This is a genomic window from Marinovum sp. J2-8, assembly GCF_055808435.1.
This window is the reverse complement of the sequence record NZ_JBVVRZ010000003.1, coordinates 228,846-251,721: the sequence shown is the minus strand read 5'-3', so window position 1 is coordinate 251,721 and position 22,876 is coordinate 228,846. Positions and strand designations below refer to the sequence as shown.

20 protein-coding genes are annotated in these 22,876 nt (G+C 57.9%); 6 read left to right on the top strand and 14 right to left on the bottom strand.

Annotation, left to right across the window (positions count from 1 at the left end; all coding sequences use genetic code 11):
• Nucleotides 1-90 precede the first annotated feature (90 nt).
• The 4 genes from AC0L4F_RS10615 (at nucleotide 91) to AC0L4F_RS10600 (ending at nucleotide 5,883) form a co-directional block, all read left to right on the top strand.
• Entirely contained in the window at nucleotides 91-990 is a 900-nt protein-coding gene (locus tag AC0L4F_RS10615; RefSeq protein WP_244688177.1) for a LysR family transcriptional regulator, read from the top strand.
• 117 nt (nucleotides 991-1,107) lie between these two features.
• The gene (locus AC0L4F_RS10610; protein ID WP_244688175.1) at nucleotides 1,108-2,775 is read left to right on the top strand and encodes a sulfatase-like hydrolase/transferase; all 1,668 of its coding nucleotides are present in this window, start codon (nucleotides 1,108-1,110) and stop codon (nucleotides 2,773-2,775) included.
• Complete coding sequence (locus tag AC0L4F_RS10605; protein WP_244688172.1) at nucleotides 2,772-4,772, top strand: TRAP transporter permease; 2,001 nt, start codon at nucleotides 2,772-2,774, stop codon at nucleotides 4,770-4,772. Before AC0L4F_RS10610 ends, AC0L4F_RS10605 begins: the two co-directional genes overlap by 4 nt.
• A 139-nt stretch (nucleotides 4,773-4,911) precedes the next feature.
• Entirely contained in the window at nucleotides 4,912-5,883 is a 972-nt protein-coding gene (locus tag AC0L4F_RS10600) for a TAXI family TRAP transporter solute-binding subunit (RefSeq protein ID WP_244688170.1), read from the top strand.
• 73 nt (nucleotides 5,884-5,956) lie between these two features.
• Here AC0L4F_RS10600 and AC0L4F_RS10595 read toward each other — a convergent pair whose 3' ends face one another.
• The 8 genes from AC0L4F_RS10595 to AC0L4F_RS10560 all read right to left on the bottom strand — a co-directional run bounded on the left by AC0L4F_RS10595 (nucleotide 5,957) and on the right by AC0L4F_RS10560 (nucleotide 14,195).
• Nucleotides 5,957-6,589, bottom strand: coding sequence for a 2-hydroxychromene-2-carboxylate isomerase (locus AC0L4F_RS10595; protein WP_244688167.1), 633 nt, complete (start codon nucleotides 6,587-6,589; stop codon nucleotides 5,957-5,959).
• A gap of 105 nt (nucleotides 6,590-6,694) precedes the next feature.
• Entirely contained in the window at nucleotides 6,695-7,399 is a 705-nt protein-coding gene (locus AC0L4F_RS10590) for an ABC transporter ATP-binding protein (protein ID WP_244688165.1), read from the bottom strand.
• Nucleotides 7,393-8,172 carry an ABC transporter ATP-binding protein gene (locus AC0L4F_RS10585; RefSeq protein ID WP_244688163.1) on the bottom strand — a complete coding sequence of 260 codons (780 nt, stop codon included), beginning with the start codon at nucleotides 8,170-8,172 and terminating at the stop codon, nucleotides 7,393-7,395. Before AC0L4F_RS10585 ends, AC0L4F_RS10590 begins: the two co-directional genes overlap by 7 nt.
• Nucleotides 8,159-9,130 (bottom strand): branched-chain amino acid ABC transporter permease, encoded by a 972-nt coding sequence (locus AC0L4F_RS10580; RefSeq protein ID WP_244688161.1) that lies wholly within the window; start codon nucleotides 9,128-9,130, stop codon nucleotides 8,159-8,161. Before AC0L4F_RS10580 ends, AC0L4F_RS10585 begins: the two co-directional genes overlap by 14 nt.
• Complete coding sequence (locus AC0L4F_RS10575; RefSeq protein WP_244688159.1) at nucleotides 9,130-10,011, bottom strand: branched-chain amino acid ABC transporter permease; 882 nt, start codon at nucleotides 10,009-10,011, stop codon at nucleotides 9,130-9,132. Before AC0L4F_RS10575 ends, AC0L4F_RS10580 begins: the two co-directional genes overlap by 1 nt.
• A gap of 67 nt (nucleotides 10,012-10,078) precedes the next feature.
• Nucleotides 10,079-11,215 carry an ABC transporter substrate-binding protein gene (locus AC0L4F_RS10570; RefSeq protein ID WP_244688157.1) on the bottom strand — a complete coding sequence of 379 codons (1,137 nt, stop codon included), beginning with the start codon at nucleotides 11,213-11,215 and terminating at the stop codon, nucleotides 10,079-10,081.
• 344 nt (nucleotides 11,216-11,559) lie between these two features.
• On the bottom strand, nucleotides 11,560-12,507 hold the full coding sequence (locus AC0L4F_RS10565) for a 3-hydroxyacyl-CoA dehydrogenase family protein (RefSeq protein WP_244688155.1): 948 nt from the start codon (nucleotides 12,505-12,507) through the stop codon (nucleotides 11,560-11,562).
• Nucleotides 12,507-14,195 carry a thiamine pyrophosphate-binding protein gene (locus tag AC0L4F_RS10560; protein ID WP_244688153.1) on the bottom strand — a complete coding sequence of 563 codons (1,689 nt, stop codon included), beginning with the start codon at nucleotides 14,193-14,195 and terminating at the stop codon, nucleotides 12,507-12,509. The genes AC0L4F_RS10565 and AC0L4F_RS10560 overlap by 1 nt, the downstream gene beginning before the upstream one ends.
• A 359-nt stretch (nucleotides 14,196-14,554) precedes the next feature.
• Here AC0L4F_RS10560 and AC0L4F_RS10555 point away from each other — a divergent pair, with 359 nt between their 5' ends.
• Nucleotides 14,555-15,268, top strand: coding sequence for an HAD-IA family hydrolase (locus AC0L4F_RS10555; protein WP_244688151.1), 714 nt, complete (start codon nucleotides 14,555-14,557; stop codon nucleotides 15,266-15,268).
• 80 nt (nucleotides 15,269-15,348) lie between these two features.
• Here AC0L4F_RS10555 and AC0L4F_RS10550 read toward each other — a convergent pair whose 3' ends face one another.
• On the bottom strand, nucleotides 15,349-16,281 hold the full coding sequence (locus tag AC0L4F_RS10550) for a 2-dehydro-3-deoxygalactonokinase (RefSeq protein ID WP_244688149.1): 933 nt from the start codon (nucleotides 16,279-16,281) through the stop codon (nucleotides 15,349-15,351).
• Nucleotides 16,282-16,403: 122 nt separating this feature from the next.
• Here AC0L4F_RS10550 and AC0L4F_RS10545 point away from each other — a divergent pair, with 122 nt between their 5' ends.
• Entirely contained in the window at nucleotides 16,404-17,069 is a 666-nt protein-coding gene (locus AC0L4F_RS10545; protein ID WP_244688147.1) for a GntR family transcriptional regulator, read from the top strand.
• Between the two features lie 39 nt (nucleotides 17,070-17,108).
• Here AC0L4F_RS10545 and AC0L4F_RS10540 read toward each other — a convergent pair whose 3' ends face one another.
• Genes AC0L4F_RS10540 through AC0L4F_RS10520 form a run of 5 tightly spaced genes read right to left on the bottom strand, consistent with a single transcriptional unit; the run spans nucleotide 17,109 to nucleotide 22,552 of the window.
• Entirely contained in the window at nucleotides 17,109-17,996 is an 888-nt protein-coding gene (locus tag AC0L4F_RS10540; RefSeq protein WP_244688145.1) for an SMP-30/gluconolactonase/LRE family protein, read from the bottom strand.
• A 7-nt stretch (nucleotides 17,997-18,003) separates the two neighbouring features.
• Complete coding sequence (locus AC0L4F_RS10535; RefSeq protein WP_244688143.1) at nucleotides 18,004-19,032, bottom strand: ABC transporter permease; 1,029 nt, start codon at nucleotides 19,030-19,032, stop codon at nucleotides 18,004-18,006.
• Nucleotides 19,022-20,011 (bottom strand): ABC transporter permease, encoded by a 990-nt coding sequence (locus AC0L4F_RS10530; protein ID WP_244688141.1) that lies wholly within the window; start codon nucleotides 20,009-20,011, stop codon nucleotides 19,022-19,024. Before AC0L4F_RS10530 ends, AC0L4F_RS10535 begins: the two co-directional genes overlap by 11 nt.
• Nucleotides 20,008-21,528 (bottom strand): sugar ABC transporter ATP-binding protein, encoded by a 1,521-nt coding sequence (locus tag AC0L4F_RS10525; protein WP_244688139.1) that lies wholly within the window; start codon nucleotides 21,526-21,528, stop codon nucleotides 20,008-20,010. Before AC0L4F_RS10525 ends, AC0L4F_RS10530 begins: the two co-directional genes overlap by 4 nt.
• Nucleotides 21,529-21,586: 58 nt before the next feature.
• Entirely contained in the window at nucleotides 21,587-22,552 is a 966-nt protein-coding gene (locus AC0L4F_RS10520) for an ABC transporter substrate-binding protein (protein WP_244688136.1), read from the bottom strand.
• Nucleotides 22,553-22,876 lie beyond the last annotated feature (324 nt).

The window sequence follows — 22,876 nt, the reverse complement described above, 5'->3', positions numbered from 1 at the left end:
ACCGGCATTCAACGGGAGATTGGGACGCGAGGCTAGGAACGGATTGTTTGGGGGTATAACCTTGGCGCATAGAGCGCGGGAGGCCTCCACATGATCAAACTACAGCATATCGAAATGCTTTTGGCGATTGAACAGGCCGGCAGCATTCGTGCGGCCGCGAAACTGTTGGGCAAGACCCAACCAGCGGTCACCAAGGCCCTGCGCCAGGCCGAGGCCGAATTGAACACCGCGATCTTCAAACGTGCACCAAGCGGTGTCGCAGTGACCGAAGAAGGCACGCAGGTTCTGCGCCGCGCCGGGATCATTCGGGCGGAATTGCGCAAGATGCAGGAAGACGTCGAACAACGCAGCAGCGCAGGCACCGGGCAGCTGAACATCACTGTGTCCCCCATGGCCGCCAGCCGGATCGTCGGCGGCGCCATCCGCCGGTTCAAGCGGCGCTTTCCCAAGGTACGCGTGCAAATCACCGGCGGGCATGAGCCGATGGCCTTTGGCCCGGTGCGCGACGGTTTGGTCGATCTGGTGATCGGGCCGGAACCACGCGCCGCGGATACCGCCGGGCTGACGGTGGCGCATCTTGTCGACACGCCTGTCGCGATCATCGCAAGCAACAATTCTCGCTGGGTGAACAAAACCCGGCTGGCGGATCTGGAAGGGGCGGATTGGCTGATGATCGGCACGCGGGCGCGTCTGCCTTATCTGCAACGGCATTTCATCTCGCGCGGGTTGCCGCCGCCCGACCCGATGGTGACCTCGGATTCCATCACCAGTATTCTGGCAATGGTCGAAGGCGGCGATGTGCTGTGCACCTTTCCCGCGTTGCTGCTGGATATCATCGAGGGCCGGTACAAAATCCGGGCGCTGGCGCTGGAAGATCCGCTCTCGTCCTCGCCAATTGCGCTTGTCACCGCCTCGGAACGTCCCCCGACCCCGGCCGTGCGGTATTTTTCGGATTGCGTGCTGCAGGTCGCCCAGAACGAATTTGGCTAGGGTATTCCCAAAGGATATACCCATCAACATTTCGGTTCTCGTGCGAATAGATTTTCAGCGCTACACCTGACCCATCGGGAGGGCGCCGCGCCGCGGTGCACAGGTTGGGAGGCCGCGATGAATATCTTGTTCATCATGTATGATCAGTTGCGCTTTGATTATTTGAGCTGTGCAGGTCATGCCACATTGGATACGCCGAATTTTGACCGGGTGGCGGCGCGCGGCGTGCGCTTTACCAATGCTTACGTACAATCACCAATCTGCGGCGCCTCGCGGATAAGCTTTTATACCGGGCGCTATGTGTCTTCGCATGGGGCGCAGTGGAACGGATTTCCCCTGCGCGTAGGCGAGGTGACACTGGGCGATCACCTGCGTGAGGCCGGCATGGATTGCTGGCTGATGGGCAAGACCCACATGAAGGCCGATGCCAAGGGCATGGCGCGGCTGGGACTGGCACCCGACAGCGTGATCGGCGCGCGGCAGGCGGATTGCGGTTTCGACGCATGGGCGCGGGATGACGGGCTTTGGGGGATGGGGCCGGATGGGTTCTATGACGAAAAACGCTCCCCCTATAACGAATTCCTGAAGGCACAGGGGTATGACGGCGAAAACCCCTGGGCCGATTATGCCAATGCCGGGGTCAGCGATGGCGAGATCGCATCGGGCTGGATGTTTCGCAACGCCGACAAACCCGCAAATATCCGCGAAGAACACAGCGAAACCCCGTGGTTGACCTCCGAAACCATCCGGTTTGTGGACGAGGCCAAGGGCCCCTGGTGCGCGCATGTGTCCTTTATCAAGCCGCATTGGCCTTATATCGTGCCCGCGCCCTATCACGACATGTACGGCCACAACCAGATACAGGCACCTGTGCGGGACGCTTCGGAGCTGAACGATCCACACCCTGTTCTGGACGCCTATCACAACATTCGCGTGGCACAGGCGTTTCAGCAGGACGCAGTGCGCGAAAAGGTCATCCCGGCCTATATGGGCCTGATCAAGCAATGTGATGATCAATTGGGCCGCCTGCTTGATCACCTCGAAACCACGGGCAAGATGGACGACACGATGATCGTTCTGACCTCGGACCATGGTGATTATCTGGGCGATCACTGGCTGGGCGAAAAGGATTTCTTTCACGAGGCATCGGTCAAGATCCCGATGATCATCTGCGACCCACGCGACAGCGCCGACGCCACGCGCGGCACCACCTGTGATGCGCTGGTCGAGGCCATCGACCTTGCCGCGACATTTGTCGATGCGGCAGGCGGCACTGTGGCCGATCATATCATCGAAGGTCGATCGCTCATGCCGTGGATTCAGGGCGAAACGCCCGAGGATTGGCGCGACTACGTCATCAGTGAATACGACTATTCTGTCACGCCGCGCGCCGCGCAACTGGGCGTCACGCCCCGCGATGCGCGGATGTTCATGGTTTTTGACGGGCGCTGGAAACTGATCCACTTCGAAGGTGGCTTTCGCCCGATGCTGTTTGACCTGGCCACCGACCCACAGGAATTCACCGATCTCGGCGCGAAGGAGGAGCACGCGCCACAGATCGACCGGCTGTATGAATTCCTTGGGCAATGGGGCCGGCGCATGGCGCAACGGGTGACAAAATCCGACGCCGACATCTTGGCAATGCGCGGTGTCACGATGCGCCGCGGCATCCTGCCCTTTCTCGTCGATGGCAGCGAAGTGCCGGACGAGCTTACAGAAAAATACCGGGGGCCTGCGCGTCAGGTTCATCTGGACGGCCCTGAGGCCGGGGAGGAAACCCAATGACAACCGATGCAAAGACAATGCCGCAGAGGCGCGGCATCCTGTTTGATAAACACATCTCGGATGTGATTGCGGCGATCTTTGTCGGCGTGATCGTGCTGTATTCCGCTTCTGGCCCGATCAGCGATTTTGTCCGCTGGTTCATCGAAACCACGACCCCCGCCTTCGACGAGATGAGCCGCCGCGATCAACGGGTTTTCCTGCGCGAACATTGGCTGGGCGCCACCTATCGCGCGTTTGAGCAGGGGTTCCTGCTGCCCACCGGGTTGATTGTCGGGCTGCCCATCGTGCTCAGCTTTGCCATCACGCTTTTGACGCTGCACCGCGAACCGGGGCTGAGGGCGGTCAACTGGGCGTTGACGATCCTGGCGGCGGCGGCCTTTACCAGCTGGATCATCGCGATCTTTGCATCAGACGCAGGCGTTTTGCCATCGGCGCGCGGCATCGACTATGTCATGTTCCCGCTGGCCACGGCCATCACGCTGTACCTGACATGGCGGCTGTTTGGCGGCTTTATCGTCGGGTTCTGCCTGCTTTGGGTGGTCTACTTTTTCATCAAGGGTTATCTGCCGGACTGGACCGGTATCCTGGCCGGGTCCGAGTCGACGTTCAGCCAGAACCTGCGCCAGATGATCCTGCAATTCTGGGCCCAGACGGGCGGCATGTTCGGCCAACCGATTCAGGTGGTCACCGGCAACGTTCTGATCTTTATCGTCTTTGGCGCTGTGCTGATGGCCAGCGGGGCGGGTGATCTGTTGATGAAGATCGCCAACCGGTTGACCGGTGGCATGACCGGCGGGGCGGCGCATGCCTCGGTTGCGTCGTCGGCGCTGTTTGGCACATTGTCGGGGGCGGCGATTTCCAACGTCGTGTCCACCGGGGTGATGACCATTCCGGTCATCCGCAAGGCCGGGTTCAAACCCGCCTTTGCAGGCGCGGTCGAGGCCGCCGCTTCGACCGGGGGGCAGATCATGCCGCCGGTGATGGGGGTTGTGGCCTTTTTCGTCGCGGGGCAGATCGGGCTGGAATACCGCTACATCGTGGTGGCGGCGATCCTGCCTGCGATCTTCTTTTATCTCGGGACGTTTCTGGCGGTCTATTTCGAGGCCCGCAAATGCGGCATCGGCGCTTTGCCCGCGTCCGAACGCCCGAAATTGACCGGCAAGGAATGGCTGCAATGCCTGGTCTTCGTGATCCCGCTTGGCACGCTCAGCTATTTCCTGTTTTCCCAACCTTCGGTGCCAAAGGCCGGTTTTTACGGGCTGGTTGTGGCGCTGATCTCGGCGAGTATCCTGTTCCGCGAATTCCGTTCGGCCAGCCGGTTGTGGCGTGCGATTGTTGATGCCGGCCGGATGGCCGCCACCATCGTAATCATCGTGACCGCCATCGGGTTGATCGTCGGGTTGATCCAGACCTCGGGCTTTGCCGGTCGTTTGTCACAGCTTTTGGCGGAACTGGCCGATGGTCCGCTGCCGCTGGTGCTGGTGGTGGTGGCGCTGGGGGCAATCGTGCTGGGCATGGGCCTGCCGCCGGGGGCAACCTATTTCATCATCGTGATTGCGCTTAGCTCGGGTATCGACGCGGTGGGCATTGCGCCGCTGACCCTGCACCTGTTCGTCGTCGTCTTTGCGATGATGTCGACGGTCACGCCGCCGGTTGCGCTTGCGGCCTTTGCCGCCGCGCCCATCGCCGGGGCCGATCCGATCAGAACCGGATTCGAGGCCGCCAAGATCGCCCTCGCGGGGTTCCTGATCCCCTTTGTTTTCGTCTATCATCCGGCGGTTCTGTACAAGCTTCAGGTGATGTTCGAATGGTTCGGCGAAGACCGGGTCGTGTCCCGCGCCATGATCGACATTTCGACCGTCACCTGGTTTGATTTCTTCTGGATCATCGGCGCTTTCACCCTTGCGATGTGGCTGATCGCCTCGGCGCTTGCGGGCTTTGACCGCAACCGTCTGCCCCGATCGAGCGGGTCTTGCGGCTGGCCCTGGGCGGGCTGACCCTGCTGCCGCAACTGGCCATCGCCGCACCCGCCGCCGCACTGGGCCTCGCGCTGATTATCGCAAGTCCGCGCCTTGCCAGACCCACGGCCGCGACACCGACCTGACACAAGAACGCATTCAACCGGGAGGAAACAAGATGCGATACCTGACCCTGGCGGCCCTGACCGCCACGACATTCGCCACCACGACGGGCGCAGAAACGCTCAAGATGGCCACCATCGAACCAAGCCTTGGACAGGCGATCACAATGGCGACCTTCGCCAATGTGGTGAACTCGAACCAGGACACGGTCGAGATCGAAGTGGCCGGCGGTGGCGCCGCCACGGTGCACCAGCTCGAGGCCGCACGCGGCAATCTCGACATGTGGATGACCTCGCCGACGATCTACACGTTCCAGAAAAACGGCACGGCCATGTATGCCAGAGAGGCCGACGCCGCCGCCCTTGCCGAAAACCTCGCGCTGTTGATGTGGTTCCCCTATGGCGACTACCATTATGCCGTGCGTGGCGACAGCGACATCGAATATCTCGATGACATCGAAGGGACCACCGTCTTTCTCGGCCCCGCAGGCGGCGGCGCGTTCAACGCGGCCAAAGGCTGGATCGAGGCGACGACCGGCCTTGTCGCGGGTGAGGATTATGAAGCGATCACCGCCAACTGGGCAACCGGTTTCCAGGCCTTTCAAGACGGCAAGATCGACATGTATGTGAACGGCTGTATCGACCCCTGCCAGCAGTTCCTGCAGTTCACCGAAACCGAAAGCGTGCGCTTTATCGCGCCCGAGGATCACACCGGCGAGGCGGTCGACAAATATCTCGGCAATTTCCGCTATATCACCGAACTTGCCCCCAACATGTACAAGAACCAGATGAACGACGGCCCGGTCGTGTCCAATGACACGCCGGTCGGCATCGGTGTGCGCGCCGATCTGGATGAAGAAGCGGTTTACCAGATGACCAAGGCGTTCTGGGACAATCTCGACTCGATCTCTTCGGATGCGCCCTGGGCCACGGCGTTGAACATTGAATTCGCCGTCGAAGACCGGGCCGGCATGCCGCTGCATCCGGGTGCCGCGCGGTATTACCGCGAAGTCGGTGCATTGAAGTAAACAATTGGCCGGGGTGGTTTTCTGCCGCTTCGGCCCTTTTTCCTGCGCTCAGCCCAGCCGCGCGCAAACACGGCTAGGTAGTTTGGCCGAGGAACCAATCACACATCTCTATCCTGTCCTGCCCAAAGAAAAGCTGATCCCCGAACACCAGTGACGGCGTGCCCCAATGTCCGGCCTGGTCCAGATCTGCACTGTTGGCGGACAGGATACGATCACAGGTCTCGGGGTTTTCTTTGATATGTGTGCAGAGATGCGCCCAATCACAGCCCGCACGCCGCATCGCATCCTCTAGCGCACCTGCGGCAGACCAATCGCCTCGCTCGCGAAACAACAGACGGCTCATTGCCCGATAGGCCTGAACACCCTGCCCCATGTCGCATGCAGCAACGAGCAGTCGGGACAAGCGCCGAATATGCGGCTGTTCGGTTGCAATTTCGCTTGTCGCCAAATCCTGCACAATCGGGTCCGGCATGGGCCATGAAAACAATATGCCCTGCATCTGCGCCACACGCTCGGCATCTCGTCGCAGATAGGTCAGCAATGCCGGATGGCCAGCGTCAAAAAACGCAGGCAAGCGTATCGCCAAGGGGTAAACCGGCTTCAAAACCAGCTCAAGCTGGTGTTTTTCGGCCAATGCCACGACGCGATCAAGCGCCAGATAGGAATACGGCGACCGCACCGTGACGTAGAATTGCAACTGATCCATCGGGCGCACCCTTTGTTGTTGCGGTATCATCGCATACCGCGCGCTGGGATCGCACGCGATGATCCCGCGCCTATGCCTTGGGGTCAGGCCCCATTCATCCTGCCCCTAGCCACCGAGGTAGCTGCGCTGCACCGCCTCGTCCTTTGACAGATCCTCACCAGAGCCGCTCAGGACAACATTGCCGATCTCCAGAACATAGGCCCGCTTGGACATGTTCAACGCGCGCTTTGCATTCTGTTCGACCAACAGGATGGGCAAGCCCGTGTCAGCGACATTGTGAATGATTTCGAAAATCGTATCGATGACCTTGGGGGCAAGCCCCATGGAAGGTTCGTCCAAAAGCAGGATCTTGGGCTTCGCCATCAAAGAGCGCGCCATGGCCACCATTTGTTGCTCGCCACCACTCAGCGTTCCGCTCACCTGTCCGAGACGCTCCTTCACCCTTGGGAACAGCGCATAGACGGTTTCAAGATCTTCGGAAATACCGTCGCTGTCCTGACGCCCATATGACCCCATCAACAGATTTTCGCGCACCGTCAGCCCCTTGAAAAGATGCCGCCCCTCAAGCACGTGCCCAATTCCGTTTCGCGCAATTTGATGCGGTGGCATGGTGGTCAGATCGGCCCCATTCAACGTGATGGACCCGGCATAGGGTTTCAGGATGCCGGAAACACAGCGCAATGTCGTGGTCTTGCCCGCGCCATTGGCCCCAATCAGCGCAACAACCTCACCTGCATTGACCTCCAGATCAATGCCATGCAGCGTCTCGACATTGCCATAGCGAAACTTCAAACCCTTGACGCTCAGCATTGCTCGGCTCCTTCACCAATATAGGCCCTGATGACCTCGGGGTCGTTCTGGATGTCCTTGGGCAGACCTTCTGCAATCCGAACACCGTGATCGAGCACTGTAATCTTGTCCGCGACGCCCATGACCAGCTGCATGTCATGCTCGACGATCAACACGGTCACACCCTTGTTTGCGATCTGTCGAATGGTATCGCTAAGGCGGATTTTCTCTGTCGGGTTCATCCCCGCCGCAGGCTCATCCAGCAAGATCAACTTGGGGTCCCCCGCAAGCGCACGGGCGATTTCGAGAATGCGTTGCTCACCATAAGACAGGCTGCCGGCAAGCATCAAACCCGCGCCCGCGCTATCGCCCAAACCGACAAAATCCAGCAGCTCAAGCGCCCGCGCCTTTGTCGCTTCGGCTTCACGGCGGGCACTGGGCAAATTCAACATCGACGCCAAGATCCCCGAATGCGTTCGACAATAGGCCCCCGCCATGACGTTTTCGATGACGTTCATCTCTTTGAACAGGCTGATCAGCTGAAATGTGCGCGCAATGCCCATCTTCATGCGATCATGCGGCAATGTCCCCGCCAAATCCTGGCCGTCGAAATTGATCGCCCCATCCGAGACCGCAAGCGCCCCGCCAATCATGTTGAACATGGTGGTTTTGCCCGCGCCGTTCGGGCCGATCAGCGCATGAACCGCGCCCTGTTCGACGCTAAAGGAGCACGAGTCGACAGCCGTCAATCCCGCAAAGCGTTTGGTTACGTTATCTACTTTAAGAAGCGTCACTTGATAGCTCCAGTTTTTTGGAATTCTGGCGGTTAAAACGGTCGTTCAACGTGCCTGCAATTCCGCGCGGCAGGAACATGATGACCACCATGATGATCAACCCATAGACAACCATCTGGACCTGACCAAAGGGCTGAAGAGCTTCGAACAGGATCGAAATCAGCACGGTGCCGATCACCGGGCCCCAAAGCGTCCCGCTGCCCCCCAACAGAACCATGGTCAGGAAGATGACCGACTGTTGCAGCGCAAAGGTTTCCGGGCTGATGAAGCCGACCAAATGGGCATAAAGCGCGCCACCAAAGCCGCCGAAAAACCCCTCGACGGTGAAGGCTGTGACCTTCATCCGGCGCACATTGATCCCGAAAGCCGCAGCCGCCGCATTGTCATCACGAATGGACCGGAACGCGCGCCCCACCCGGGAGGTGACAAGGTTGTGTTTGATCACAAGGAAGACCACGACACAGGCCAGAACGAAGTAGTAATAAGACCCGACCGTTTCAAAGACATAGCCAAAAAGGTTCAGTTTCGGGATAAACGAAATCCCGTCCGCCGCCCCTGTGAGTTCGCCACCATTCATCGCAAGCAGTCGAATGATTTCGCCAAAACCGATCGTCACCATCGCCAGAAAATGGTGCACCAGTTTGACGGATGGAATGGCCACCAACATGCCAAGAAACGACGACAGCAAACCGCCGAAAATCATGCAGAAAATCACCGGGATTTCGGTATGAATGGACAAGATCGCCGAAGAATAGGCCCCAATGGCGTAAAAGCCGGCCTGCCCCAATGTGATCTGCCCGGAATAGCCGAACACGATATCAAGGCCGCAGTTCACGATGATGTAAATCCCGATCAACGTGGCAACCAGCAACAGATAGTTGTTGGTCAATATCAGCGGCACACAGACCAGCGCGACCAACAGCACCGCCAGGACATACTTTTGATTGATCTGACCCATCAGAGATCCTCCAACGCAGGGCTTGGCAAAAGACCTTCGGGGCGCACAAACAGCACCAACAAGAGCACGCCGAAAACCACGACGTCCTTGAAGCTTAAATCGATGTAGCCAGAGGAAAACGCTTCGATCAAACCAACCAGAAAGCCCCCGATCACAGCGCCATAGATAGAGCCATAGCCCCCGACCACGGCGGCGGCGAAACCCTTGAGGCCAACCAGAAGGCCCATGTGCGCCGTGACGCCAAAAATGGGCGCGATCAACAGACCGGCAATCCCGGCCAACCCGACGGAAATCCCCCAGGTCAAACCAATCGCAAAGACAACATTGATGCCCAATGTCGCCGCTGCCATCTTATCCTGTGCCGCCGCGCGCAACGCGGTGCCGACCTTGCTTTTGTTCATGAAAATATGCAGCGCGACCATGATGCCAAGCGTGATGAACACAATCGCCAGATTTTGCGGAACGACATAGATATCGCCGAACTTCATGGGCATATCACCCATCACGGAAGGCACATGAAACCCTTGGCTGCCCCAAATGATCATCGCCATGTTCTGCAAGAAGATAGAAAGGCCAATGGTCGCAAGAACGATGTAAATCGGGCCGCTTCCGCGCGCAATGAGCGGGCCGATCAACACCCGTTCGGTCAAGAACCCGAGCCCAAGCATCAGCGCGCCAACAAGGGGCAGGACCACAAAGAACGGAAGTCCCACCAATACCGAAAAGGTAAAGGTAAGAAATGCGCCAAGCATGAAGTAGTCGCCCTGGGCGAAGGTCAACAATCCCGACGCGCGGTAGATAAGGCTATACCCCATTCCGAGCAGCGCATAGATGGCGCCGACCATCAGCCCGCCGAGGGCAAGTTGGATGAAAAATTGCATTGTATGCCGCCTGCATAAGAGAGGCCTGCGGCAGGGGATGCCACAGGCCCAGAGTTGCGATTAGGGATTATTGCACTTCGGAGAAGTTGCCGTCTTCGATTGCAAACAAGCGGACCGCGTCGATCCCCTCGCCTTGACCGCCAACGAAATTGAACGTCCCGGCGAGCCCCTCATACCCTTCGATATTGTTGATCGCATCGCGCAGGGTTGCGCCGTCGAATGTTCCGGCGGCTTCTGCGGCCTCTGCAAAAAGCTTCACCGCATCATAGCCGCGATAGGAATTGTCGGAATCCGGCATACGTCCGATCAATGCGACGTAATCCTCAAGAAAGCTTTTGATCGCGTCATTCGATGCCTCCTCGGGGAAGTTTGGCAGCAGGTATTGCGAGGCAAGGATAACGCCATTCGCCGTCGATCCGGCGATTTCAATCGCTTCCGGCGTGGTATAGCCTTCGGCCCCCAGGATCGGGCCAAAATAGCCCAGCTGACGCAATTGCTTGGTCACGGGGCCAAGGTCATCGCCAATCGCCCAGATCAAAACCGCATCCGGCGACGCCTTTACGATTGATGCGATTTGCCCGGTGAAATCACGGTCGCCACGGGTGAAGGATTCATCGCCAACCAACGAGAGGCCATATTCCTCGGCGGTCATCGAGAATGCTTTTGCGCCCGCGTTGCCGTATTCGTCATTGGTGTGGAATACGACAATCTCGTTCAGCTCGTGCGCCTTGGCGTATTTTGCCAACTCCTTGATCGACAGGCTGCTGTTGCCAAGCGCACGGAACAGATAGGTGTAACCACTTTCCAGCCATGTCGGCGACGTGCCTGCCCCGATAAGAGGGACCTGGGCCTCTTCAATGACAGGGCCGGACGCCAGGATATTGCCACTGTGCAGAGAGCCGACGATAAAGGCGACATTGTCGACTTGCACCAGTTTGGTCGCGGAACGCACGGCCTGTTCGGGGGACGAACGGTCGTCGTATTCGATCATTTCGATTTGGTGCCCCAACACACCGCCAGCGGCGTTGATCTCGTCAAGCGCAACCAAGGCGCCATTGCGCAAGGATTGTCCAAGCTGGGCGCTTGGGCCTGTCAGCGGCCCGAAAAAGCCGATTTGCGTGGTGTCCTGTGCGGATGCGAAATGTGCTGTGAAAAGCGCGCTGGCTGCGACGGTCGCGGCCAAAAAACCTCGTTTGGTGAACATGAATTCTTTCCTCCTGCTGGCGACGAAACGCCAATTCGTTGGCGGCACATGCCGCGATGCGGGCAGTGCCGTTGTCGATTCGTCTCTTTCCTCCGTGAGACAAGGCATATTGTGATCTGAGATCTCAAATAACGCAAGGAATTTCCCCAACCACAGGGCCAGCTCGGACAACAACCCCCTAAGCCGCTGAAAACAGAACGTTTAAATGAATAGAAAATCGCGCGGAGGCCCCGCCGACAGTGAAAGACAGTGATGAAAATTGCCCCGACAACGGCAAAGACCGCACACCCAAGAAACCCTGGGGTGCGGCCCTACCAAATTCGCTCAGGGAGGAGACGAGCGAATTATGTCTTGAGTGGCTTTAACGCGCGCTTTACCGCCATGAGGTTCATGTCGCGCTCATGGAACAGCTCGATCGGGGATTGCCCGGCGTAGTCATAAAAGCCCCTGCCATGCGAAACGCCCTCGTGACCGTCCTCGACCATTTTGTCCAAAGCCTGACTGCCGGTCGGCAATACCGGCGGAACATAGGCCCCAAGCTTGTGACTGTCGCGAACGATTTTAACGCCCGTGTAATCAATTTTCTTGAACTGCCCGAACAAGGCCAAGCGCATGGCCAGCCCCTCTCGGATCGACTCATCAATGTCTGCGGCGTCGGCAATACCGGCATCCAGCAGGTGAAAAATCTCGCTCTCGATGGCCATTTGCACCCGGTTGGCGATATAGCCCGGAATGAACTTCTTTAACCGGACCGGCTTCTTTCCAAGCGCCGTGAGGTACGACATAAGCTTGTCCGCCAGCGCGACCGGAACTTCCGGCGCGGGCACAACATCAACAAGATCAATGATATAGGGCGGCGTGTACCAGTGCACGACAAAGGCACGCGCCCGCAATCCTTCGGGCAAGGCCGGAAAGATATCCAGGTATGACGTGTTGCTGGTGACCACCGCATCCTTTGGCGCGAGCGCCTCGATACGGCTGAAGATGCGCCGCTTGACCTCCAGATCTTCGGTAATGGCCTCGACGACATAATCGGTCGTCGCCAGAGCCGTATCCAGATCGGTTGAATAGGTGATCAGCGCCTGTGCCCGCGCGACATCCGCGGCCGTTGCCACCTGTCCTTCGCACAGGGTCTCAAAAGCGCCGGCAATCTGGGATTTCGCCTTTTCAAGCGCCTCGTCCGACAGATCGCACAGAACGACCTTGCTGCCGCCCAGCGCATGGACCACGGCAATACCGTGCCCCATGACGCCCGCACCAATGATGCAAATATTTTCAAACGTTGGAGACATTATGCAGGGATCCAAGCTGGCTGAGGGTTGCAATCCGCGTCTGTGACAACGTCAATCACAACCGGCTCTCCCAATTCAATTGCTTTCTTGATGGTCGGGACAATGTCCTCGGCTCGCTCGACGCGCATGCCCTTGATGCCATAGACCTCGGCCAGCTCTGCAAAATTGATTGGGTGGAAGTTCACCAAATCGTCGAGATTGCCGTCGCGATCCTTATACAATTGCTTCACCGACCGAAGCCCCTGTCCCAACGAGGAATTGTTGTTCACAATGGTGATCAACGGGATATTCCAGCGCCGAACGGTTTCAAGCTCGGACGAGTGGTAATGCATCGCGCCGTCACCTGTGAAGCAAATGACCGGGCGGTTCATTTGCCCACATTTCACGCCAACCGCCGCAGGAAACGCCCACCCGAGCGATCCCGCCGCGCGGATGTATTGCTGTGTCGGTTTGCGAAACTCTGTAAGCTGCGCCGTCCAGGTCGCGGAAAACCCGGTATCGGCAACAACAATCGCATCATCCGGCAGCGCATCTGACAGGTCATATGCCAAACGCTCGGCCCGAATGGGTTGTTGCGGGCTTGTGATGATATCCTGATAGCTCGCGACCCAATCCGATTGCGCTTTTGCACATTTTGCGGTCCACGCCGCCCGCGACTGCGCCTCACCGGCTGCGACCAGTTGCTCCAGCACCTTGACCGGATGCCCCGCAAGGCCACATGTATTCGGATAGTTTCGGCCCAGTTCGGCGGGATCAATATCAATATGAATGATGGGCGTTGCTGTCGCCGGAATTTTCCAATCGCAGCTGATCTGATCGCCGGTGTGGCACCCGACATAGATCACCAGATCCGCATCAAACAGCATCTCGTTTGCGTAAGGGGCGGAATAGGTTCCCACCACCCCAAAGTGCAAGGGATGTGATGTTTCGATCAAGCTGCGCCCCCCGACAGAGGTCGCGATTGGCACATCAAACTTCTCGGCAAACTGGCGAAGCGCATCGGCGATTCCGGCCTCATCCGCCCCCATGCCGACGACCATCATCGGCCGCTCCGCCGCAACAAGACGCGACATCGCCGCCGCAAGCGACAACTCTGACGCGGGCGCCTGATCCGCCGCATCGGGCGTCACGAATTGCGCGTAAACCCCGGCAGGAAGCTGCAGCGTCGCATCTTCGATGTCGGAACCACGATAATGCATGAAATCCAAATGCACCGGGCGTTTGGTGCCGGTAAAGGCCGATCGCACCGCTTGCTTCAGCAGGTAGGGCAGTTGGTCGATTTCATCGACATCGGCCTGGTACTTCGTCACCGATTTATACAACGGCGCATGCGGCACCTCTTGGTAGGAATTGCGATACTGGTGCATGGCATCCTTCTTGCCGGTGATCGCCAAAACCGGCGTCCGGTTCAGATATGCATCCTGCAAACCAGCCGCGAGATTGGCCGCGCCGACAGATTGCGCCATGCAAACCCCAAGCTTCCCCGTGGCGCGGGCAAAACCATCGGCCATATAGGCCGCGGATTTTTCCGAATGCGCAAGAATGCGTTTGATGCCGCGTTTCTCCAGCGCGACGAGGGTCTCGCGCAAAACGGCATCGACAAAGAACACATGGTCGATGCCGAGACCCTGAACACTATCCGCAATAAACTCGGCACCCGTGTTGGAAGTTTTATTGTCTGCAGTCACTTTCCGATCTCCTCAGTCGATCATTCTTCATTTCTGGCGCCACCATATACTGAGATCTCAGATCGCACAAGTGTCAAGAAAAGCCAGTGGGCAAACCGCCCCGGAAGAATTCGACATCCGCTTGTTATCACGCAGGAAAATTTCTAAATACGCGCGGCACGCACACACAGATCAGGATAGACAGCGGCGCACAAACGATGATTTCCACCCTCAGGCAAACCGAATCCCGGCGGACACCCCGCGACCGAATTGCCCCCCAAGCGCGCCCCAGACGGGCGAAGCGGCTTTAGCACTTGCAACTTCAACATCCAGCCCTAGTAATATTTGAGATCACAGATCTCAAATTAGAGGAGGTATAAATGACACTCGCCCATATCAAGGCCCTGACGTTTGATACTGGTGGCACGGTTCTGGACTGGCACACAGGCTTTGCAGAGGCCTTCGAAACCATCGGCGCAAAGTATGGTTTTGCGCGAAACTGGAAGGATCTGGCCAATGAATTGCGCCGCCGATCCCTGGAGCTGATATTGGCCGTCGCACCGGACGACATGCAGACATACACCTTTGACAACGCGCACCGCGAGGCATTGGATCACCTGCTGTTTGAACATGGCTTGGGGATTTTCACGGCAGAAGACCGCCATTACATCGCATACGAAGCGGTTCACAGCTTCAATTGCTGGACCGGCTTTGCCCAAGCGCACAGAGAGCTGCGCGCCAAATACCTCATGTGCCCCCTCACCGTACTGAGCTATAAAATCGTCATCGACACCGCGCGGCACAACAACATTCACTGGGACGCCATTTTCCCATGTGAGGCGATCGGCGCCTACAAACCAAACCCCGAAGTTTACCGCCGGGGCGCACAGTTCCTACAGCTTGACCCGTCTGAAATCCTGATGGTCGCCTGCCACAACTTCGACCTTAACGCCGCAAAGGAACAGGGTTTCAAAACAGCTTTCGTGCATCGCCCGCAGGAATGGGGCCATCAAACCGCGCCAACGCTGGACCCTGTGACCGACCATGACCTCATCGTCGACGACTTCGCTGCGCTGAAAACCGCCCTGTTGTAAGGGGCGCGGCCGCCACAGACAAAAGCGCGCCATTGTGGCGCGCCTTTTTGGGCAAGTACCTGTATAAAACCGAAGCGCGGCTAGGCCGGCGAACATTCCAAGACGCGCTGACATCCCTTCAAGAAGGCCTCGCGCACGTCCACGGTCCTGACGTTACAATCAAAAAACTGGAACGTCGTCTCATAGGCTTCTGCCAGGACACCATTGCCGACAAATACGATTGAACGATCCGACGGGTCCGGCAGGCTTTTTAGGCCCGCCATGACCTCGGCACCGATCAATACGCCCGACAGAAACGAAAGGCGTTCGGCGTTGCTGCGGACAGGATCGCATACTTTCTCAATTCGAACCGAAAACATCAGCTTAAGGATGCTTTCCCCCGATTGCACCGCTTTCAGGCCCTCGCGAAAGTGGTGATCGTTGATGCTGGCGTCGCCTGTCGCCAGACTTTCCTTCAGGACACTATGCTCACGGAGCACCTGAAACAATTCACCCGTCATGAAGGTCGAGATCCCCTTGATCTCACTCCCCCGCGTCAGGACCCATTTCGAATGCGATCCCGGCAAACACACCAACATGTCCTTGTTTTCCGCCGCGACAGCAGAGCCAAAAACCTGGACCTCCTCGCCGCGCATCATACCGGTCGCGGGGCTTCTTACCTGTGTTCGCACGCCGGGCACGATCTGAACCAATTGAAAGCCCTCGACATCGACCTCTACCAGCCCTTCGGAGGTTTGCGTGATGCCGCAAGGCCCCTCTATCAGGGGGACCACGGTCCAGCCAATTTCACTGCCGACCATCCCAACCAAAAGCACGCGACGTACCTTGTGCGAAACGCGCCACGCCGCTGTGATCACGTCAAGAACCTCCTGGCAGGTTTGACCGTTCAGGTTCTTTACGCCGGTCCTTTCGTGCAACTCGTCAACGCATTGACCGTGCTCCGTGACCAGATACGCCCTTAGATTGGTTGTTCCCCAGTCCACGAAAATATTGAATGTTTGTCGGGAAGCCATCGGTCATCCTAAATTGAGATCACAGATCGCATATCACAATTCTGATGTACCGGTCAATAAACCCTGATAGAGTAAGTGCAACCAGTCTTCATTTTAGGTGAAAATTCGACATGACTTCCGACTTGAAAAGCCTCAAACCCATCGCGCACCGCTCTGCCAACGAGCTGGTCTATGAACGTGTGAGAGAAGCAATTTCGTCGGGAAAATTCGCCCCGGGCGAAAAACTCAGCACGCGCAATGTTGCCGCGCAACTGGGCGTCAGCCAGATGCCGGTGCGGGAGGCTTTTCACCGTTTGGTGGCCGAGGGTGGGATGGTCAAATTGGAAAACCGCACCATTGCGCTCCCCGATCTCAACCTCAAGGAATTCTCCGAGCTGACGGAGCTGCGCCTGCTGTTGGAAGGCACGGCCGCCGCCAAGGCAGCCCAACGCACCACAAAAAGAAAACTGTCAAAAATCGCCTCGCTCGTCGAACAATTGGACGAGACCGAAAACAACAGCGAAAAACACCTAGAACTGAACCGACTGCTGCACTTTCAAATCTACGAAATGGCGGATTCTGACAGTCTGGTGCAGATGATCGAGCTTCTATGGCTTCGCGTCGGGCCAATTTTGCGCTTCAACACCAAGCGCGATGAAACTGTCGCAAGCTCAAACCAACAACACGAAGCCATGCTGGAGGCGATGCAAACCGCAAATTCCGACGGGGCACGCCGCGCGGTCGAGCTCGACATCTCAGAGGCGGCCGATGTCGTGAAGGCGCATTTGATCGCGGATGGGAAGGGCTAGAAAGCCACCTTCGCTGTGCGACATGCGGGACCGGCGGGCTTAGCGGGGCATATCAATGCGGCCCTCAAACAACGCCTGCCCGTCCTCCCCCAGCCCGCTGCAATGCCACAGCGACCCCTCTCGGTTGGATGCGGGCGACAGGCCGGGTTTTCCACCGTCGGTGACATACAAACCGCCATCGGCAAACACACAATTTGTGGGCACGGTTCCAACCGCAACCGACCCGGCAATGGCGCCCTCGGGCGTGACGATTTCAACCGTCCCGCTTTGGCAGCCCGTGATATACAGCTGACCGGATTGACCGATTTTCAAACCGTCGGGGATACATCCGTCGGGCAAGGTACACAGCGTGGTTATTGCGCCATGCGACAACCTGCGCACGGCGCGTGTATAGGATTCGACCCAAACGACATCGCCTGACGCCTCGACCACGATACCATTGGGATAGGTCGGCGGCAGCTCCGCCAGCACAACACCGCTGCCATCGGGACGCAACGCGCAGATGAAGCCCGGATTGCTCTTGGCGACGGGATCGAACGCCCCGCCGGGATCGGTAAAATAAAGCCAGCCATTTGGTCCGAAAACCAGATCATTTGGCGCCCGAAGCTTGTGGCCGTCGACCTCGTCGGCAAGGATTTCCACCGCGCCATTTGGCAGCACGACCTGAATGGAGGGTGGCTGTTTGACATCGGCCTCCCATGGGCCGATGACGCCGCCGTTCTGGGTGACGTAGACGCAGCCATCCGCGCCGGACAGCGCGGCATTGGGGCCTCCGCCCGTCTCTGCGAAACTTGCCACCGTTCCGTCGGCCTCCAGCACCGAAACGCGGCTGCGATAGGTTTCAACAAACGCGATACGGCCATCCGCCAGTTTTGTCGGGCCTTCTGGCCAGCCCAACCCATCGGCAAGACATGTCAATTTCACCATTCGACCCTCACAGATGCTTTGCCGCTTCTCGGCCTTGGGCGATCTTGGCCTGTACGACGATAAAGACCAACAAGAAGCCGCCGCGAATGACCGATTGCCAATAGGCGGACAGCGAAATCCAGCCTTTGCCATTTTCAAAGTTCAGCATGTTGAACAAAAGCCCCAGAAGCAAAACACCCCCAAGCGTGGCCACCACCGACCCCTCACCACCTGTGAGCAAGGTTCCCCCGACAACCACAGCCGCGATGGCGAACAGCTCCCATCCTGTGCCTTCGGTGGGTTGCCCTGCGCCGAACTGAGCGGCAAGGATGGCACCGGCAAGCCCCGCCATGACACCGGAAAAGATATAGACCCCAAAGATAATCCGATCCGTGCGCACCCCCATCAGACGAGAGGCATCCTCTCCCCCGCCGACGGCCAGGATACGACGCCCAAGCGGCAAGCGGGACAGCACAAGCCAACCGCCAACAAACAGCACACCGACCAGAACAGCCGGAATTGGCATCCCAAACCAATCCCCCTGCCCGAATTCGATAAACAGGGTTTCATAGGACACGCCGACGCTTTGGTTGTTGCTGATCAACAGGGCTGTGCCCGTGCTGGCCAAGGCCGTGGCCAAAGTCGCGATAAAGGGGGCAATGCGCATTTGAACCACGCAATATGCGTTCAGCACCCCGACACACATGCCGGCACCGACACCCACAATTATTCCCGGCATCACACCATATGGGGACGCCATCGCCGCCAGGACAGAGGCCAGGGCAGCCGCGCCGCCCACCGAAAGGTCGATCCCCCCAGTCACAATGACAAAACACATCCCCAAAGAGATCGCCGCAAAGATCGCATTGTATTGGAAGAACGAGAAAATATTGTAAGCGCCGAGGAAGTTGTCGTAGCGCAACCAGCCAAACAGAACCATCAACAACAGGGTGGCCCAGACGGCCAAACCCATTGCGTTTTTGCCAAGGGCAGCGCGCATGTTGTTTGGATCGCGCGCGCCCCCCGCACCGGGGACAGATGTGTGATTAATTGACATGTTTACGTTGAATCCTCACAGCGAGAATGATGATGACCGCCTTGAAAACAAGGGCCGCTGAATCGGGCACACCATTTGCAAGCAGGGTGTATCGCACAAGCTGAATGACGCAGGCCCCAAGGAATGTCCCCAAAATGGTCGCCCGCCCCCCTGTCAAAAGCGTGCCCCCAATGGCCGCCGCTGCGATTGCATCCAGCTCAATCCCCAACCCCACGAGGTTGGCGTCACTGGCCCCATTGCGCGCCACAACGATCAACCCCGCCAAGGCCGACAGCACACCGCAAATCGCATAGGCAACAAGCCGGACCCAGCGGACGTTGATACCAACCATCTTCGCCGCAGCGGCATTGCCACCAGAGGCCAGAAGATACCGCCCAAACAACGTCTTGCGCAGCAGGAAGGCCCCAAGAAACACCACCGCAAGCATGATGAAGACCTGCACCGGAATGCCCCAGAGCCGCGCCAGGGCGATGAACTGAAAATCGGGACGATTGAAAACCTGAAGGCTGCCGTTGGTCAGGACCTGCGCAATGCCACGTCCCGTCACGAACAACACCAAGGTCGCGACGATCGGCTGAATATTATAATGGGTTATCAAAAACCCGTTAAACAGACCAAGACATCCACCCACGACAAGCGGCAGGACAATCGCGACCACGACACCAAAAAACGGGTCGGTGATGCCAAGGAACGCGCCGGTAAAGATCAACGGCGCCAAAGCCCCGGCAATGGCCATTGTCGACCCAACCGAAAGGTCAATGCCCCCCGACGCAATCACAAAGGTCATCCCGACAGCGACGATAACGATGGTGCAAACCTGTGTCAGATTGACAGAGATCGTATTCATGCTCGCAAAATTCGGGGTAATCAGCAGGTTCAACAGAACCAGCGCCAAAAAGGCGATGCCGACGGTGTATTGCGCAAGCGCCTGTCGCAGATCCCCGAACTGCGGAAACTTCTGAGAGGAAAGATCGGTCATGCTGCACCTTCTGCGTGGTCCAAAATCGCATCGCCCGATGCAATCGTGGACAGGATGTTGTCCTCGGTGATTTGGGGCCCGCTCAGGTCTGCGATGGTTTGGCCATCCCACAAGACCGTCACGCGATCCGCAACGGCCACGACCTCCTCCATCTCTGAAGAGATCAACAGAACGCCAAGACCCTCTGCCGCCAAATCCTTGATGACCGAGAGGATCTCTGCCTTTGCGCCCACATCAATGCCCCGCGTCGGTTCATCCACGATCAGGATGCTCAGGTTCATCGCCAACCAACGTGCCAACAACACTTTTTGCTGATTGCCGCCAGAAAGCTGGCTGATCTTTTGCGTGCGCGAGGCGACCTTGATATTCAGCTTTTCGATAAAGACATCGGCGATCTCGTCCCGGCGCTTTGTGTCGACAATCCCCCAATGGGTCAGGCTTGGCAGCAACGCGAGGGTCAAGTTCTCTGCCACGCTCATGTCGGGCACGATGCCGTCAACCTTCCGGTCTTCACTGCACAGCCCGATCCCCGCCACAATCGCATCCGCAGGTCGGTCGAACGCAACCGGCTTTTGCTGGATCTCGATAGAGCCATGCGTCAGCTTGTCCGCACCAAACAACGCATGCGCCGTCTCTGTGCGCCCTGACCCCAAAAGCCCCGCCAGCCCGAGAATTTCACCCGCCGCCACATGCAGATTGACAGAGGCCAGACCGCTGTTCGTTTGCATGTCTTTCGCCCTGAGCCGCGCGGCGGTCTCGCGTGGCGCTTCGGTCCGCGCGGATCGTGTGAACGCGTCAAAGGTCTTGCCAAGCATGATTTCGACAAGTTGCTTTTTGGAAAGCTCTGAAAGCACATGTTCGCCGACTGTGCGCCCATCACGCATGATGGTGACATCATCACAGACCGCATAAAGCTTATCCAGCTTGTGACTGACAAAGATAATTGCAACGCCCTTGGCCTTCAACTTGCGCATGGCCGAGAACAGAAATTCCACTTCGCGCCGATCAAGTGACGAGCTCGACTCGTCAAAGATGACAACCTTGGACTCCAGCTGCACCGCGCGTGCAATTGCCACCATTTGTCGCGTCGCCGCATTGAAATCGCCCAAGGGTCGGCTGACATCAATGTCGACACCAAACTCTGCCAATGCCTGTGCGGCACGCGCGTTCATCGTTTTATACGCAATCATCCCAAGCCGCGTCGGCTCTCGTCCGAGGAAGATATTCTCGGCAACGGTCCGCTGCGGGATAAGGTTGATTTCCTGATAGATCGTGCTGATGCCGCTTTCCAGCGCCTCATAGGGGGATGCGAAATCAACATCCTGTCCGTCCATCACAACCTGACCGCTATCGCGGCCCGTCGCGCCGGTCAGAATGCGGATCAACGTGGATTTTCCCGCACCATTCTGTCCGATCAACGCCATGGCACGACCGGGTTCCAAACTGAGCCGCACGTCGCTCAATGCAGGCACACCGCCATAGGCTTTGCAGATACCGGTCATTTCAATCATCGACATTTCTGCGGCTCCTTTTGGGGTTTCACCGGCGAACCATGTCGCCGGTGAATGCAATCAATCACCAAGCCTGATCAAGCTTCGCAGCCGCATTGCCCTGGCCATAGTCGTCATCGGGAAGAACAACCCAAGGTTCGATCGCCTCACCGGCCGCAAGACGGTCAATTGTTTCGAACGCTTTCGGCCCCATCTTCGGGCTGGATTCGACCAGATAATGAACCTTGCCTGCGGCAACCTGTTCGACCACTTCCTTGCCCGCATCAATGCCGACAATCATGATGTCCTTGCCGGGGATCTTTCCCGCAGCTTCGATGGCCGAAATCGCACCCATCGTCATTTCATCGCTGTGGGAATAGATGATATCCGCATCCGGATGTGCCAGAAGCAGCGTTTCGACGACCTTGCGACCGACATCACGATTGAAGTCACCCGATTGAGAATCCAGAATTTCAAACGCGCTGTTCGCGGCGATGGCTGTGTCAAAACCGGTTTTGCGGTCATTCGCAGGCGAAGACCCGACCGTCCCCTCAATCTCTAGAATTTTTCCGCCATCAGGATGGTTTTCCAACAGCCATTCGGCAACACGCTTGCCCTGAAGCACAAAGTCGGACCCAATGAATGTGACATAGTCGCGCCCCGCCTGAGCGACGGCCTGATCGACATTGCGGTCAAGCAAAATCACCGGAATGCCCGCACGCTTTGCCGCCATGACAGCCGGAACCAGCGGCTTTTCTTCGCGTGGCGCAATCAGGATGACGTCAACGCCCTGTGCAATCAAAGAGCGCACATCCGATACCTGTTTGGCAGCGGAACCCGCCGCATCCGTGAACACCAGCTGATGCCCCAGATCGGCTGCTGTCGACTTGACGCTTTCGGTTTCGGCCAAGCGCCACAACCCGTTACTTTCCGCCTGCGCGAAACCAACCTTGTAGCTTTCCTTCATCGTCAACGTCGGCAAATCCTGTGCCATTGATGCGGTTACACCAAATACTGACGCAATCATCCCTGCAGCAATTTTCTTGAACATGTCGCCCTCCCTTTCGTAAAAATCCCACGTAATTATGAGATCACAGATCGCAAAAATAGTATGACGTCCCCGAATTTGTCAACATGGGACCGGAACCCGGAAAGAGAGCAAACAAACCCTTGGCGTGATTGGCGTTTTTGACCAACACGCCCTGTTCGGCCCCAAAATTGGTATTCGCGCCCTGGTGGCGGGGCGTCGCCATTGGCCCTGGCACTTGCACTGGCATCTGCGCCCACGCCCGCAGGTGGCAAGGGACATGGCGGCGCCCACGCCCCATTCGGCGCTTGCCGGAGCGGCGGCAGAAATGATCTAAGGAGGCCAGAG